The 15,093-nt window shown below is 70.8% G+C and carries 13 protein-coding genes; 4 read left to right on the top strand and 9 right to left on the bottom strand.

The features are described 5' to 3' along the window. The 3 genes from ACQ0O7_RS29405 to ACQ0O7_RS29395 all read right to left on the bottom strand — a co-directional run bounded on the left by ACQ0O7_RS29405 (position 1) and on the right by ACQ0O7_RS29395 (position 2,277). Positions 1–219 carry a DUF397 domain-containing protein gene (locus tag ACQ0O7_RS29405; RefSeq protein ID WP_430786550.1) on the bottom strand — a complete coding sequence of 73 codons (219 nt, stop codon included), beginning with the start codon at positions 217–219 and terminating at the stop codon, positions 1–3. Positions 220–683: 464 nt separating this feature from the next. Beyond that, positions 684–1,298 carry a hypothetical protein gene (locus tag ACQ0O7_RS29400; RefSeq protein ID WP_430786548.1) on the bottom strand — a complete coding sequence of 205 codons (615 nt, stop codon included), beginning with the start codon at positions 1,296–1,298 and terminating at the stop codon, positions 684–686. Positions 1,299–1,368: 70 nt separating this feature from the next. Beyond that, positions 1,369–2,277 carry a Scr1 family TA system antitoxin-like transcriptional regulator gene (locus ACQ0O7_RS29395; RefSeq protein WP_430786546.1) on the bottom strand — a complete coding sequence of 303 codons (909 nt, stop codon included), beginning with the start codon at positions 2,275–2,277 and terminating at the stop codon, positions 1,369–1,371. Between the two features lie 269 nt (positions 2,278–2,546). On the opposite strand from ACQ0O7_RS29395, the gene ACQ0O7_RS29390 reads away from it, so the two are divergent. Then, complete coding sequence (locus ACQ0O7_RS29390; RefSeq protein WP_430786544.1) at positions 2,547–2,981, top strand: DUF4231 domain-containing protein; 435 nt, start codon at positions 2,547–2,549, stop codon at positions 2,979–2,981. A gap of 85 nt (positions 2,982–3,066) precedes the next feature. Here the strand turns inward: ACQ0O7_RS29390 and ACQ0O7_RS29385 are convergent, their stop codons facing one another. Together ACQ0O7_RS29385 and ACQ0O7_RS29380 are read right to left on the bottom strand one after the other, a co-directional pair. Next, a complete protein-coding gene (locus tag ACQ0O7_RS29385; protein ID WP_430786542.1) occupies positions 3,067–5,859 on the bottom strand; it encodes a glycoside hydrolase family 2 TIM barrel-domain containing protein in 2,793 nt (930 codons plus the stop codon). A 19-nt stretch (positions 5,860–5,878) separates the two neighbouring features. After that, complete coding sequence (locus ACQ0O7_RS29380; protein ID WP_430786540.1) at positions 5,879–6,772, bottom strand: hypothetical protein; 894 nt, start codon at positions 6,770–6,772, stop codon at positions 5,879–5,881. 134 nt (positions 6,773–6,906) lie between these two features. On the opposite strand from ACQ0O7_RS29380, the gene ACQ0O7_RS29375 reads away from it, so the two are divergent. Next, positions 6,907–8,421 carry an alpha-N-arabinofuranosidase gene (locus ACQ0O7_RS29375; RefSeq protein WP_430786538.1) on the top strand — a complete coding sequence of 505 codons (1,515 nt, stop codon included), beginning with the start codon at positions 6,907–6,909 and terminating at the stop codon, positions 8,419–8,421. Positions 8,422–8,423: 2 nt separating this feature from the next. Beyond that, positions 8,424–9,152: a copper homeostasis protein CutC gene (locus ACQ0O7_RS29370; RefSeq protein ID WP_430786536.1), complete on the top strand. Its 729-nt coding sequence runs from the start codon at positions 8,424–8,426 to the stop codon at positions 9,150–9,152. A gap of 26 nt (positions 9,153–9,178) precedes the next feature. Here the strand turns inward: ACQ0O7_RS29370 and ACQ0O7_RS29365 are convergent, their stop codons facing one another. The 4 genes from ACQ0O7_RS29365 to ACQ0O7_RS29350 form a co-directional block, all read right to left on the bottom strand. Then, positions 9,179–10,261 (bottom strand): FUSC family protein, encoded by a 1,083-nt coding sequence (locus tag ACQ0O7_RS29365; RefSeq protein ID WP_430786534.1) that lies wholly within the window; start codon positions 10,259–10,261, stop codon positions 9,179–9,181. Between the two features lie 91 nt (positions 10,262–10,352). Next, positions 10,353–11,339 carry a WxL protein peptidoglycan domain-containing protein gene (locus ACQ0O7_RS29360; protein ID WP_430786532.1) on the bottom strand — a complete coding sequence of 329 codons (987 nt, stop codon included), beginning with the start codon at positions 11,337–11,339 and terminating at the stop codon, positions 10,353–10,355. 56 nt (positions 11,340–11,395) lie between these two features. Continuing rightward, positions 11,396–13,267: a fibronectin type III domain-containing protein gene (locus ACQ0O7_RS29355; protein ID WP_430786530.1), complete on the bottom strand. Its 1,872-nt coding sequence runs from the start codon at positions 13,265–13,267 to the stop codon at positions 11,396–11,398. Positions 13,268–13,365: 98 nt separating this feature from the next. Beyond that, on the bottom strand, positions 13,366–14,040 hold the full coding sequence (locus ACQ0O7_RS29350) for a hypothetical protein (RefSeq protein WP_430786528.1): 675 nt from the start codon (positions 14,038–14,040) through the stop codon (positions 13,366–13,368). Positions 14,041–14,153: 113 nt separating this feature from the next. On the opposite strand from ACQ0O7_RS29350, the gene ACQ0O7_RS29345 reads away from it, so the two are divergent. After that, complete coding sequence (locus ACQ0O7_RS29345) at positions 14,154–14,903, top strand: hypothetical protein (RefSeq protein WP_430786526.1); 750 nt, start codon at positions 14,154–14,156, stop codon at positions 14,901–14,903. The last annotated feature ends 190 nt before the right edge of the window (positions 14,904–15,093 follow it).

Here is a 15,093-nt window from a genome sequence, read left to right as displayed (position 1 = left end):
TCAGGCCGGCGTCTGCGGTTTCCCATCCGATTGGCCGGACTTCGCAAATGTCAAGAATTCACGCCAGGCCTCCACCGTAAATCGCAAAAGGGCGACGTTCGGGTTCTTCGAATCCCGGACCAATACGGAATCGGCCGTCCGCGCTACCTCGACACAGCCACTCAGGCCACTTCTCGAACTCTTCCTCCAGTTCAGCGGATCGATGTCGGCGTCGCCCACGCGTCCTCCTGGATAAGCGCTCCACACGAATGAAACCGGGCGCGAGAAGATTCTCATGCTCACCGCATTGCCCGCCACCGGAGCCCACTGCGACAGTGTAGAAGTACGTCTATGCCAGAACTAGACTCCGAGTTTCTCTCCCGATTCGGGATGACCAAGGTGGAAGCTACGCGTTGCCCGATACGGGTTGTATCCCGCAGAGCATGCCGCCGAGGGCGGCCACGGCGTTAACGTGGATGACAGCAGAACGGCTGGATGGAGGCGGCGTGACGAGAGCAGCGCCCGACGATCACCTCAACCGTGCACGTTTCCACAGCAGGAGCGAGTGGAACCGACGACGAGCCGGATGGCCACGTGTTCTCGTGTTCTGCGTTCTCGCCGGAGCTTTCGCAGTCGGTCTCGCATACATCTTCGGAGGGATCAGCGCAGCGGTCCTCGGCCGACGCACTTTCGCGACATCGGTTCTACAGATTCTTGGCATCATCCTCGTCGTGGTGGCGGCCGGCCTGACGGCGGATCGAGTGCTGGAAGCCGTCCGGCGGCGTGCCGACGCGGTCGTCCGTCGTCGACTCCAGACGGGGCTCGTAGCGCGCGGCCGGGATGATCGGCCCGAGACCGGCACCGCGATTGTTCGCGTCGGACCGCTCCGGTGATTCGGGGCTCCCACGACGACGATCAAGGAAGCGGCGGCGCAATGCCACCACACCGGCCGCGGTGATGCCCAGGAGCAGGATCGCCACCCACATCGGCACGGCCATCACCGGGCGCAGGTCCAGTTCCTTTCCTGCCAAGGCCATCACGATGGCCACCATAGACAGCATTCCGACCACGGCGATCACGACGACCGGCCAGATCACCATGCGCTCGACCCGGCCGGAAGCCTGCCTGTCGTGCAGCGTGTCCCTGATCATCTCGAGGACGAACATCAGGCACTGACGGGCGGTCACCCGGAGATGTGGTGACTTGCGCGATCCGAGGTGGCCGTCCATCCCGAAAGGCGGCTCCTCATCATCGCCTGGCCGACCGTCCTGGGAGTTCGGGATGTCATCGCGGCTGCTGTCGTCGTTGTCCAGCGTCACGCGTGGCCCCCTTTCACGACTCGGACCGACCCGCGGCCCTGACACGGGTCATGAGGGATGGAATTCGTTCTCAGCTGAGTTCCGGCACCGATCGGATGACGGAGTCCAGGATGGCGCCGGTCTCGACGTCCGGAGGCACCGTCTCCTTCAGCGATGCGAACAGGTCGGCGTATCGGGCCACCTCGTCGCCGTCCTCTTTGATCACGACGTCACCCTCGGGGTTCTCGAAGTACAGCATCGGTTCCAGGTCTCGCTCCTCGAACTCGATGATCTCGAACGGTCCACGAAGCGCGCGGTAGGCGCCCAGCCGAAGCGGTACCACCTGGATCGATATGTTCGGATTCAGGTCGGGCTCGATCGTCTCGCCCGCAGCACGCCGGCCTCTGGTATTCAGCCGCCTCAGATGGTTGATCTGCGCCCTCATGCCGGCGAATCCCCGGCTGCCGTTCTCGTTACCGACCCAACGATGGAGCACGCCCTCATCGACGATGAACGCCATTTTGGGGCCCTCGGGGCCGAGCAACGGCGCCGCCCGTTCGAACCGCGCGTTCACGATCCGGTCGGCCAGGTCGGCGGCGACGCCGGGCTCGAGCAGGCCGTTGACGATGCCGGTAGCGTAGTCGTCAGTCTGAAGAACGCCCGGAACGAACTTTGTCTCGTACTGCCGGATCGCCGTCGCGTAGGCCTCATAACCGAGCCATTCCGCGAAATCCTTGGTGAGCACATCCCGGTACCTGCTCGCCACCGTGGGACGCCGGCTGAGCCGCGCCAATTCGATCAGCTTCTTCGTCTGCTCGGTGAGGGAGGGGTATTGAGTCAGCAACGCCATCAGGTCGGAGGTCTGCACGCCGACCTGACCGTTCTCGATCCGCATGATCTTGGATGGCGACCAGTCGAGTTCCTCCGCCACCTCGGCCTGGGTTCGCTTGGCGTTGAGCCGCGCCAGCCGAAGGGTGAGGCGAAGCTGGCGCTTCGCCACCGCCGGTCCTGGTTCCCTCGTCGGCATCGCGGCCCTTAACTCCTACCACTGGCTCCCAGTACGTCCCGATCATGACCTCTCAGATCTGCGGATCGGGAATCTGTGATGTCACAGAACCGGATGTCACAGATTCAGATGTCACAGGCAGAGTACTCCTTCGAGGCGCCCCGGAACGCTCGTCCTCGGCTTCCCGCGGCCCGCACAGATGTTCAGAACCCGCGAAACGGCTCATAACGCCTTTCGGACCCGTCACGCACCGGGGAGGCACCATGGATCAGCGCTCTGAGCAGCATGACAACGGGTATGCACGGAACATCGCCGACGCGTCGTTCGAGTGGTACCAGCGGGCCGCGACGAAATCCCGGAAACTCCATCAGGGGACCGCGGCCTCGATACAGATCGTTGCCGCCGCCATCCCGGTCGCAGCGGTGCTCTCCCCGCAGAGCGCACTCGTTCCCGCAGTCCTCGGAGCGGTCATCGTCATCCTGACCGGGCTACGTTCGATCTTCGACTGGCAGGAGAACTACATCCGGTTCAGTGGCGCACGAGAGGCGGTGGAAGCCGAACGGCGCCGCTATCTGACCGGTGCGGAGCCGTACGCCGATCCCTCCGCACGGGATCAGAAGCTCGTCGCGGCGGTGACCCGGATCGAGCAACAGGAGATGAAGGCCTGGTTCAAAGTCGTCGAGGATCGCCAGCGATGAACACCGGCGCCCGCAGATCGCTATCGGACACGCTCCCCGAGGGACCGGACGCAACTGACACGCCCGGCCCCTCGCGCTGTGCGACTCAGCGCGAGCGCAGCACCACCCGCAGGCGCTGGGCGGACGGGGCCAGCCGGTACTCCGGCAGGACGCCCTGGCCGCACGAGGCGGTACCGACGCCGGCGACGGCCGCGTCCAGGGAGATCCAGGTGGACGTGGCCGGCGGCAGTTCGTGGTCGTGGGTGGTGGCGGCGATCAGCTCGCGGGACCACGGGCGCACCGTCAGCGGCACGTCCACGCCGGAGATCCGCAGGCCGGCGCCGTCGCCCAGGTCCACCGTCGCCTCGTCGGCGCGGCGGGCGCCGTGCTCCTGCGGGCGCACGGTGCGCACCGCGAACTCGTCCCGGCCGGCGGTGAACGTGCCGTACCGGGCGCCCTGGCCGGTGTCCGGGTACTGCGGGCCGGGGCCGTACCCGGTCCAGGTCACCCGCGACGTCGGCCGGTCCAGGCGCAGGTCGACACCGGCCCGGGCCCAGTCGCACGGCCAGGCGCCGTACGGCGTGACCTCCAGATCGAGGTCGAGCCGGGTGCCGTCGCTGGTCCACCGCCAGGTCAGGTCGGCGCCGCAGTCCAGGATCGGCAGGCCATGCCGGGTCCGCACGACAAGCGTGCCGCCGTCGGTGGTGATGTCGACCAGGCGGGTGCGCAGGTCGTGCAGCCGGGCGGCGGCCCACCGGTCGGCCATCGGCGGCAGGTGCCGCTCGTCCCAGCCGGTGCCGCGATCGTTCTCGGTCGGTGCCCGCCACACGCTGAAGCCGACGTCGTGCAGTTCGAGGTCGCCGAGCCGCACCGGCATGCCGGTCCGCTCGTCGAAGACGGCCGGGCCGAGGCGCAGCCCGTCCCGGACCGGAACGGTGGCCTCCACCGGAGCAGGGGCCGGACGCCGCGGCACGTGCTGGGCCCACGCCACCTCGTGGCCGGTCTTGCGGTCCCGCAGCGAGACCTCGACCAGACCGGCCGGACCCGGATCGAGGGGTACGCTCCCGGACGCTCCCGCCGCCACCACCGGCAGCTCCAGTGGCGACGCCGAGCCGTCGACGGTGAGCGTCGCCTCCAGGTGTGCCAGGTCGAGGCTGTGATAACGGTTGACCAGCGTCAGCGTGGACCGGTCCGGGGCGATGGCCAGCTCGACCGGGGCGAACACCCGGGCCAGGTCGGCCAGCGCCGGGCCGGGGGTCTTGTCCGCGTGCACCAGGCCGTCGATGACGAAGCTGCCGTCGTGGACGCGTTCGCCGAAGTCGCCGCCGTACAGCTGGACGGTCCGGCCCTCGGCGGTGGTCCCGGCGTACAGGGCGTGCTCCACCCACTCCCAGATGAAGCCGCCGGCCAGACGCGGATACCGGTGGAACAGCTCCTGGTACTCGCTGAGCCCGCCCGGCCCGTTGCCCATCGCGTGCGCGTACTCGCAGAGCACGAACGGCAGGTTCCGCGGCGACGCGACGGTGCCGGCGCCGATCTTCTCCACCTCGCCGGTCAGCGCGTACATCCGGGAGTAGACGTCGGTGTAGATGGACCGGCGGTCGCCCTCGTAGTGGACCAGCCGGCCGGGGTCGCGGTCCTTGGCCTGCACCGCGATCGCGTCCAGGTTGGCGCCGGTGCCGGACTCGTTGCCGAGTGACCAGAACAGGACGCTGGCGTGGTTCTTGTCGCGTTCCACGGTGCGGTGCATCCGGTCCCGGTAGGCGTCCAGCCACATCGGCTCGTCACTCGGGTTGCCCCGCCAGCCGGCCGACTCGAAGCCGTGCGTCTCCAGGTCGTTCTCCACCATCACGTACAGGCCGAGTTCGTCGGTCAGGTCGAGGAAGGCGGCGTTCGGCGGGTAGTGCGAGGTGCGTACCGCGTTGATGTTGTGCTGTTTCATCAGCAGCAGCTCGGCGCGGGCGGTCTCCAGGTCGACGGTGCGGCCGTGGTGCGGGTCGTGTTCGTGCCGGTTGACGCCGCGCAGCAGCAGCGGCCGCCCGTTGAGCAGCAGCACACCGTCCTCGACGTGCACGGTGCGGAATCCGGCGCGCAGTCCGGCCGACTCGCCGGGGGTGCGCACGCTCACGTCGTACAGAGCCGGGGTCTCGGCGGTCCAGGGGTCGACGGACCGGAAGTGGTGGACCTGCCCGGCCGCCGCGTCGTGCAGGCCGAGGGCGGGGACGCTGATGGTGGCCGGCCCGTCCGCGTCGACCTCGACGCGCAGCGTGCCGGAGCCGTCCCGGTGGTCGTAGGAGGCGTGCACGAAGACGTCGCGGATGCCGCCGTCGGGCCGGGCGAGCAGGGTGACGCTGCGGAAGATGCCGGGCATCCACCACATGTCCTGGTCTTCCAGGTAGCTGTGCGCGGACCACTGGGCCAGGCGGACGAACAGAACGTTCGGTCCACCGCGCAGCACCTCGCTGACATCGAACTCGGTCGTCAGCCGGCTACCCCGCAGCGTCCCCAGCTCGACGTCGTTGAGCCACACCGTGGCCGCCCCGTCCACCCCTTCGAACCGCAGCACCGACCGGTGGGCGAGCACCGCGGCGTCCGCCTCGAACTCCAGCCGATGATCGGCGACCGGGTTGTCGTCCGGCGGGTACGGCGGGTCCAGCGGGAACGGGAAGTCCGCGTTGGCGTAGGTCGGCGTGCCGAACCCCTGCAACGGCAGGTGCCCGGGAACCCGGATCGGCGCCCACTCCCCCGCGTCGGTGATGTGCCGCGGGCTCGGGTACCGGCGGACCTGCCAGATGCCGTCGAGCGACTGCCGCGGCGCGTCGGTGTCCAGGTGGGCGCGGGCGGGCAGGCCGCCACGGCCGGGCTGTGGGGAGGCCAGATCGGCGTGGAACGTTGTCACAGTTGATCAGTCTTTCTGTTCAGAGCCGGGCCGCGAGAGCCAGGGCCCCCTCGACCGGTGGTGCGGTGAGCACCCGGAGTGCCAGGCCGGGCGCGTGCACCCGGAGCCGGGCGGTGAGCCGGTCGCGGAGTTCACCCTGTGCGGTGAGCACGCCCCCGGCCCCGACGACCACGTCACCGCGGGCGCCCCGGCGGCGCAGCGCGGCCAGATTGCCGGCCAGCACGTCGGCGGCCTCGTCGACGACAGCGGCGGCCAGCGGCGAGCCATGGTGCAGGGCGTCGAAGACGAGCGGCGCGTGCCGGCCCCAGTCGTACGGGTCGGCGGCGGTCACCGCGACGGCCAGCTCACCGGGGGTGCTCGTATCGTAGGCGGCGCAGAGCAGCCGGACCGCCGGATCGGCCAGCGCCGTCTCCGGGCGGTCCCTGTCGGCCAGCCGCAACCCGGCCCGGACGGTCTCCCGGACCAGGGCGGAGGCGCTGCCCACGTCACCGAGCAGGGAGCCGTGGCCGTCCGCGCTGAGCAGGACACCGTCGCCGTCGGCGCCGAGCGCGATGGCGCCGGTGCCGACGATCAGGGTGAGGCATTCGGTGAGGCCGGCCGCCGGGCCGAGCAGCTCGGCGTCGTTGACGACAAGCACCGTGCCGGGCAGTCCGGCGGTCAGTTCGGCGACCGCGCGGGCGCGCTGCTCGGCGGTGTCGAGACCGTGCAGACCGACGGCGATCCGGTACGGGCCGGTCACCGTCGCGCCGATCAGGGTGATCAGCCGGCCGAGGTTGGCCGGGTCGTCGAAGAGCTGGCCGTGCCGCCAGGTCGCGGACGGCACCACGTGGTCCCGGCGGGTGCCGCCCTCGACGACGGCGAGGTGGGTCTTGGTGCCGCCGACGTCGACGCCGACCGTGGGAGTGTCCGGCAAGGTTCTCTCTCCGATGATCGTGATCGGTTCGTGATGTAACCACGGATCGGCGGGACCGCTCAAGGGTCTGTTAACCGGATCTCGCCCCGGACCAGCCCTGGCAGCGTCACCGCGGGCTACGGCATGATCAAGTAATGGGAGAACGCACCACGGCCCGGCTGACCCTGCACCCGGCGTTCCGGATCGGCACGGTCGACCGCCGGCTGTTCGGCGGCTTCGTCGAACACCTGGGCCGGCACATCTACGACGGCATCCACGAGCCCGGCCACCCCAGCGCCGGCCCCGACGGATTCCGCCGCGACGTGATCGAGCTGGTCAAGGAGCTGGGCGTCACCACCATCCGGTACCCGGGCGGCAACTTCGTCTCCGGCTACCGCTGGGAGGACGGCGTCGGGCCGCTCGACGGCCGGCCGCGCCGGCTGGACCTGGCCTGGCACACCACCGAGACCAACCAGGTCGGCCTGCACGAGTTCCAGACCTGGCTGGACCTGGTCGGCAGCGAGCTGATGCTGGCCGTCAACCTCGGCACCCGCGGCGTCCCGGAGGCCACCGCCCTGGTCGAGTACGCGAACGTGCCCGCCGGCACCGCCCGCAGCGACCAGCGCCGGGCCAACGGCCGCGACGAGCCGTTCGGGGTGACCATGTGGTGCCTGGGCAACGAGATGGACGGCCCGTGGCAGCTCGGCCACCTCAGCGCCGACGACTACGGCAAGCTGGCGTCCCGCGCCGCCAAGGCGATGCGGATGGTCGACAACCGTCTCGAACTGGTGGTCTGCGGCTCGTCGAACCGGGACATGCCCACCTTCGGCACCTGGGAACGCACCGTCCTCGAACACACCTGGGACGACGTCGACTACATCTCCTGCCACGCCTACTACCAGGAGACCGACGGCGACCTGGCGAGCTTCCTGGCCTCCGGCGTCGACATGGAACGCTTCATCGCCTCGGTGGCCGCCACCATCGACCACGTCGCCACCGTCAAACGCTCGGACAAGAAGGTGAAGATCTCCTTCGACGAGTGGAACGTCTGGTACTTCACCCGCTGGAACGACGTCGAGGGCACCTTCCCGATCGACCACTGGCCGGTCGCGCCCCGGCAGCTGGAGGACGTCTACACCGTGGCCGACGCGGTCACCGTCGGCGGCCTGCTGATCACCCTGCTCAACCACGCCGACCGGGTCACCAGCGCGTCGCTGGCCCAGCTGGTCAACGTGATCGCCCCGATCATGACCGAACCGGGCGGCCCGGCGTGGCGGCAGACCACCTTCCACCCGTTCGCACTGACCGCGAAAGCCGCCCACGGCACCGCCCTGTCCGTCTCCCTGGACACCGGCGCCATCCCCACCGCCAGATACGGCGACGTGCCCACGGTGGCCGCCGCCGCCACCACCGACGGCACCGCCCTGCGGCTGTTCCTGCAGAACCGGGCCACCACCGAACCCACCACCGTCACCGTCGACCTGACCGGTTTCGGCACGTTCACCACGGCCACCGCGACCGGGATCTGGGACGAGGACCCGTACGCCGCCAACACCCTGGAAGACCCGGAACGCGTCGTCCCCCGCGCCAACGAGACGATCGAGCTCATCGACGGTGTCCTCACCATCGAACTGCCCCCGGTCTCCTGGACGGCCGTTACCATCCTCTGATCATGAGGACTGTCGCCTTCGAACTCGCCGTCCAGGACACCCACGGCGTGGCCGTCGCCGCCCGGCTCGGGGTGGACCGGATCGAGCTGTGTTCCGCGCTCGCACTCGGCGGGCTGACGCCCTCGATCGGCTTCGTCGAAGCGGCCGCCGGTGGCCCGCCGGTGCACGTGCTGGTGCGGCCCCGGCCCGGCGGATTCGACTACACACCCGCCGAGACCGATCTGATCGTCGCCGACGTGCGGCACGCGGTCGCGGCCGGGGCGAGCGGCGTGGTGATCGGCGGACTGCGCGGCGACAAGATCGACACCGGGCTGGTGGAACGGGCGGTGGACGCCGCGGGCGCCGCCGAGGTCACCTTCCACCGCGCGTTCGACATGGTCGCCGACCCGCTCACGGCTCTCGACGACCTGCACCGCCTGGGCGTGCACCGCGTCCTGACCTCGGCCGGCGCCGACGCCGTCGCGGACGCGCTGCCCGCCCTGACCGCCCTGGTCCGGGCAGCCGCCGGCCGCATCGAGATCATGGCCGGCGGCGGCGTCCAGCCGCCGATCATCCCCGCCCTGCTCCGGGCCGGTGTGGACGCGGTGCACGCCTCCGCCAAACACGCCGTCCCGGACACCCTTCCGGTCGCCCTGGGCACGGCGGCCCCGGCCGGCGCCCCCACCCGCGAGACCACCGACGAGCCCCGGGCCGCCCGCATCCTGACAGCCCTCCGAAACCCCGGGGCGTAGGACGTCGCACCGGGTCCCCGGCCCGTTCACGGATGCCAGCCGATCGCCTCGTCGACCCGGCTCAGCACGTCCTCCTCGCCGTCGATGCCGCGGAGCAGGTCGACCGCGGTGATCCGGACCTGGCCGACGATCATCGTGACCGGTGGCGGCGGCTCGCTCTCCAGCAGTTTCGCGGCGATCCGGACGGCTTCCAAGGCGTCCGCGTCGGCCTGCGCGGCGTGCCGCCCCGGGTCGTCGCGGCCGGTCAGGTCGGCGGCCAGGGCGTCACCGGCTGCCCGGACCGCGTTCGCCAGCGCCCGGATCGCCCGGCCCAGCTCCGGCGGAGTGCTGGTGTGCAGGCGGGTCAGGGTGGCCGCGTTGCGGGCCAGCACCCCCACGTTGGCGACCACCAGGTCCAGGTGGTGGGTGGTGGCCTCGACGTTGCGGACCTGTTCGAGCCGCCGTCGCCGGCGCAGGTGCAGCCGCAGAGTCTCCCCGGCCGCCAGCGCCGCCGCGTGCAGTCGCTCGGCACAGCCGTTCATCCGCTGGGCCCGGTCGAGGACGTCGTGGGCGGCCCGCTCGTCGCAGTTCTCCAGGGCGTCGCGCAGGGCGCCGAGCAGGTCGGCCAGGTCGGCGTACGTCTGCCGGGCCTCGGTGACCAGCGGCGCGAGCGGCCGGCGGGCGGCGGCGAGCTGGCTGACCGCGATGGCGACCGCGCCACCGATCAGCGCGTCGGCGAACCGGTACGGGATCAGGTTGCCCTGGGGCGCCGCCGCGACCACCAGGTAGAGCGCGGACAGCGCCGCCTGCACGACCAGCGTGCTGCTCGCCCCGGCGGCCAGCATCGGGGTGATGGTCAGCAGCAGGACCACGAACAGGGCGACCGCCCCGGTGCCGAGGGTCAGCACCACCAGTTCGGCCACCAGCACCCCGGCGGCCACCCCGAGCACGATCTCGGTGGTCTGCCGCAGCCGCCGGCCGCGGGTCTCGCCGAGGACGACGAGCGCGGCGGACGGGGCGAAGATCGGGTCCGGATGCCCGATCAGGTCGGCGGCGATCAGCCACGCGACGGTGGCCGCGGTGGCGGCCGCCAGCGCCCGGGGCGCGGCCTGGCGAAGCCGTCGGATCATCTGCACGGCCGATCGCCCTACCCGCGATCCCGATGATCCACTCGCGACCCGCGCATCCGGTGGGGGGACTCACTACCGGGTCCCCGGCGGCTCAGCCCGCGGTCTCCTTCTCCCGCAGCGCCTGCTCGACCGCCTCGCGGACGCGAGCGTCCTCGCGCTTCCTGCGGCCGGCACGCCGCCGGGCGATCAGGATCACCGCGACGATCAGCAGGAGCAGCAGGGCCAGGTAGGTCCACGGCAGGGCCGGCGTGTGTGCCGTGGCGGTGACCGGGTCCAGGGCTGTCGTCGAGCCGGACGCGTCCGTCAGCAGCGGGGTCACGGTGACCGTGCCGGTCAGCAGGACCGCCGGGGAGACGTCCGGGACCGGGACCGTCACCTGCCATGACTCGCCGGGCAGGAGTTCCGGTGGGGCGGCGATCGCGGCGGCGCCGGTGCGGAACCAGCCGAACGGGCCGCTGACCGTGACGGCCTGCCGGGCGGACTGGACGGCGTTACCGGTGTTGTGCAGGGTGTACGAGACGGTGGCCGCGGAGTCCCGGTAGTCGATGCCGAGGTTCTCGACGGCCAGAGCGGGGGCCAGCGCGCCGGCGACCCGGATCTTCATCTTGATGCCGAGCCGGCGTTCCACGTCGACCGGTGCGGTCCGGTCGGCGGCGGTCAGGGAGGTGACGATGCCGCCGACGTGGTCGCCGGGGGTGGCGTTGCCCGGGACGCTGATCCGGAACGGGATCTCGGCGATCCGGCCGGGAGGGACGGTCACGGTGCTCTGCTCCGGCCGTACCCAAGCGCCGATGTTCTTCGATTCGTCCGCCCCGGCGAGCAGATCGAGCCGCCCGGCGTCGGTGGTGTAGCCGTCGGCCGCGTAGACCGCCAGCGTCACCGGCTCGGCGCCCCGGTTGGCGACGACCATCGTGTCGGTGCTGGTCGCGCCGGGGCTGATGTCGTAGCTGAAGCTGGACCGTTGCGCGCCACCGGTGCGCACCGTCCAGGTGACCTCGCCGGGGGCGGCGTGCGCGGGGGCCGGCCCGGCGGTGATCGCCAGGGCGGTCAGCAGGACCGCGGCGGTGTGACGAAACATGCGTGACTCCTCGGGAGGGTGGGCGGGCGCCGGGGCACCCGCCCACCGGGGTGCGATCAGCTGCTCAGCGCGGTGATCGTCAGGGTGGTGCGGTAGTTGCCCTTCGCGGCCTCGCCCGGGATCCGCAGATCCAGGTCGGCGCCGAGCACGGCGGTGCCACGGGCGTGTCCCTGCTCCGCGTGGCCGAGGCCGCGGGAGATCGACAGGCCCTTGCCGCCGTCGTCGTAGCCGGAGGCCACGCGGGCGCCGGCGACCGCGCCGGCGCCTTCGGTCGCGAGGTACGGACCCCAGCCCAGGTACGAGCCGGAGAACCTCTTGTCGCCGTCGGTGAAGTCACCCGCGCTCGCCGAGAGTGACCACGGCGAGAGGGAGCGGCGGCTGTCCGACACCTTGATCGGGTTGATCTTTCCGGTGGCGGCGAAGTACTCGCCGCCGGTCTCCACCGCGGTGCCGAGGTCGACCAGGCCGTTGTGCCCGTCGATGGTCCACCCGAACTCGCCGGGGGCCGCCGTCGGCACGCTGACCTGAATCTGCTGGCCGTCACCGTGGTACGGGCGGACGGTCACCTTGTCGACGACCGACCCGACGGGCTGGCCGGCGGCCGCGGCGCTGCGGACGTTCTCCACGACCAGCTTGTCGTTGCGGACCTGAACCTTGACGTACGAGCGCTCGCGCTCCTGGTTCTGGACCGAGTTGTACCAGTAGTTCTCCGGCTTCAGCGGGTCCGGCCCGTTGGTGCCACCGGCGTCCGGCCTGGTGATGTCGTAGTACTTCGAACCGGAGGCCGAGTTCGAGGTCACGTACAGCACGCCGCCGGGCCCGGCGAACACCTCGGCCTGGCCGGGCTTCTCGTCCGGGTTCGCCTTCTGGCCGTTCTTGATCAGGTAGCTGCGGGTGTAGACGTGGTCGTGGCCCTGCAGCACCAGGTCGACGCCGAGGTCGGAGAAGGTCTTCGGGAAGTCGGCCCGCCGGACCTTGGCGTCACCGTCCTTGGCGTGCGCGGCGGCGGAGTAGATCGAGTGGTGGTAGACCAGGACGGTCCACTTCGCCTCGGCGCCGTGCCGGTTGATCACATCGGTGACGTACGCGACGTGGGCCGCGTCGCCGCCACCACCCTGCGAGGTGGCATAGGAGTTGCTGTTCAGGTCGATGAACAGGGTGTCCTTGTAGATGTACCAGTAGTTGCCGCCCGAGGTGTTGGACGACGGGTTGCCGTTGGAGTAGTAGGCGCCCGAACGGTCGGTGTTCGGGGTGTACAGGTGCTGCTCGTACGCCTTGCCGCCGACGTCGTGGTTGCCGATGGTGGCCACCCACGGGTACTGGCGCAGCCTGTCGGAGGCCAGGAAGGCGTTCCACTGCGCTTCGGTGTTGGCGGTCTCCACCTGGTCGCCGCCGGACACCAGCAGTTCGGCGTCCGGGTTGGCGGCCAGCGACACGTCCAGGGTGTCGGTCCAGCCGGCCTGGTCGCGGGCCACGTTGCCGGACGCCCCGATCTGCGGGTCGCCGTAGAACAGGAAGTCGTAGTCGCCCTCGAAGTCCTGCGTCTTGAACGTGTACGCCGGGGACCAGCCGTCCACCGAGCCCACCCGGTACGAGTACACGGTGTGCTCGGCGAGGCCGGTGATGGTGGCGTGCCGGTGGTAGCCGCCGCTGCTGGCGATGTTGGCCGAGCCGAGCGCGGCGAACGTCTGCGCGCCCGCCGGGAACTCGCCGGCGACCACCGCGGAGGCCGGGGCGAGCTGCACCGACTGGGTGGTGTCGGCCGACGAGTACCAGGTGACGATGCGCTGGGTCTCGTCGGCGCCGACGCCGAGGACGATGGCGCTCAGCGTGGCCGGGTCGGCGGCGTGGGCGGGTACACCCGTGCCACCGACGGCCACCGCCACCGCCAGGGCCACCACCCCGTTGCGGATGAGGTGCGTTCTCATCGGTTTCCGTTCCGTAGATTCGCTTCCCATTGGGAAAGTTCTGGAAGCGGAGATCAACCTGGTGCGGCCCGGTGAACCGGCCATGAACAAGATCAAGATCATTGATTGCGTACGCCGGAAGACCTCCGCCGTCGCCACAGCCACCATCCGAGGGCGGCCGGAATCAGCGGGATCAGCAGGTACCACAGCGCGGCCGGTGAGTGTCCGATGGAGAGCTCCGGGGCGGCCGCGTCCAGAGTGGCGGTGCCGGAGCGGCCGTCGATGTCGTACGTCACCAGGGTTCTCGTCTCCCGGACGTAGTCCTCGGACGCCGGGAAGAGCGCGCTGCGCAGGGCGTGGCCGGTGGTGCCGGGGCAGGTCCAGTCGAGGACCAGAGTGGTGTACGGAACGTTCTCCCTCGTGCCCATCCGGAACCCGCCGGCCCGCGCCGGCACACACGCCTCGCCACCGGCCGCCACCGTGAAACGCTCGGTCACATACCCGACCGCGGCCGCGGCGTGCGCGTCCAGCGCCGCCGCCTGCCCCACGGTGTCGTCCGCCTCGAACGCCGCGGTGCCCTCCCGGAACAGCCCGTCATCGGCGCGGAAATCCGCGGCCGAGACGACGAACAGGTCGTACTCCAGCTCCAGAGTGGTCCGGACGGTGCCGCCCCCATCGGTGGTGACACCGGCGTAGACGGTCGACGAGAAACCGTGGGCGGCGGCCGGGCTCGCGCCGATTCCGATCAGGACCGCGGCGGCGAGGGGAACGAGCAGGCGGTGGAGCGATGACATGCGAAGGCACGCTGCACCCCTCGGGTTAACAAGATCATGATGTCCGGCGAACCGCTGGCGACAACTCGGCGCCGCCCCTGGACATGCAGCGGATCCGGGGTAGGAAGGCAGTCGTGCACCACCTTCACCGGGCCGTCGTCCTGCTCGCCGCGACCGCCGTCCTCACCGCCTGCGCCAGCCCCGACGACTGGTCCCGGCCCCGTCCGGTACCGCCGCCGATCGGCGTCCTGGGCCCCGGCTTCACCGATCCGTCGGCACCACCCACCCCGGAGGCGGTCGTCACCCCGAGCCCCGGCTCCTGGTCGGCGGTCCGCCCACCCGCCGGCTACCGGGTGGTCCTGTTGACCACCCCCGCCGGCGCGGCCACGGCTCCCGCAGCCGGCGCGGCCACGGACACGGACGCGGCTCCCGCAGCCGGTGCGGATGCCGCCTCCGCGGATGACGCGGACGTCACCTCCGCGGATGACGCGGACGCCCCGACGGCGGCGCTGGCCGAGGCGGTGCGGGAGTGGGCGTCGGCCGAGGACGTCTCACTGAAGACGGTGACCGCGGACGTCACGAAGCCGGTCGACGCCATCGTCGACGCCATGGAGTTGCGCCCGGATCTGATCGTCAGCGCGGGTGATGCCCTGATCGAGCCTTTGGCCCTGGTCAGCCCCAGCCACCTGGATCAGCAGTTCCTGGTGATGGGCGCGCGGATCCCGGAACCGACCGTCAACGTGACAGCAGTCGACTGGACCGGAACCCCGTCGGCAGCGAGCCCGCAGTCGTTCACCCCCGACCGCTGCGCCGCCGCCATCCGGGCCGGCACGGCAGCAGTCCTGCACGACCTGACAGGCATAGTCCTCTGGCTGGCCCCATAACCACGTGCCACCTTCCGGTCCATTCCGAACCGCAACGCGGCACACAACCCGACACCCACACCCGCGTGCCACCTTCCGGCGCATTCCGGACCGCAACGCGGCACACAACCCGACACCCACACCGGCGTGCCACCTTTCGGTCCGATCCGAACCGCAACGCGGCACGCGACCCGACAACCACCACGGCGTG

This window comes from Actinoplanes sp. G11-F43 (assembly GCF_050589265.1).
GTDB lineage: Bacteria > Actinomycetota > Actinomycetes > Mycobacteriales > Micromonosporaceae > Actinoplanes.
The sequence above is the reverse complement of the archived record's forward strand: the minus strand, read 5'-3'. Positions and strand labels throughout refer to the sequence as shown.

Bases quoted from the DNA above. Each gene is read 5' to 3' on its own strand.
- ACQ0O7_RS29390 (WP_430786544.1), top strand. From the start codon at position 2,547: ATGGATCAGCGCTCTGAGCAGCATGACAACGGGTATGCACGGAACATC.
- ACQ0O7_RS29375 (WP_430786538.1), top strand. From the start codon at position 6,907: ATGGGAGAACGCACCACGGCCCGGCTGACCCTGCACCCGGCGTTCCGG.
- ACQ0O7_RS29370 (WP_430786536.1), top strand. From the start codon at position 8,424: ATGAGGACTGTCGCCTTCGAACTCGCCGTCCAGGACACCCACGGCGTG.
- ACQ0O7_RS29365 (WP_430786534.1), bottom strand. From the start codon at position 10,261: ATGATCCGACGGCTTCGCCAGGCCGCGCCCCGGGCGCTGGCGGCCGCC.
- ACQ0O7_RS29360 (WP_430786532.1), bottom strand. From the start codon at position 11,339: ATGTTTCGTCACACCGCCGCGGTCCTGCTGACCGCCCTGGCGATCACC.
- ACQ0O7_RS29355 (WP_430786530.1), bottom strand. From the start codon at position 13,267: ATGAGAACGCACCTCATCCGCAACGGGGTGGTGGCCCTGGCGGTGGCG.
- ACQ0O7_RS29350 (WP_430786528.1), bottom strand. From the start codon at position 14,040: ATGTCATCGCTCCACCGCCTGCTCGTTCCCCTCGCCGCCGCGGTCCTG.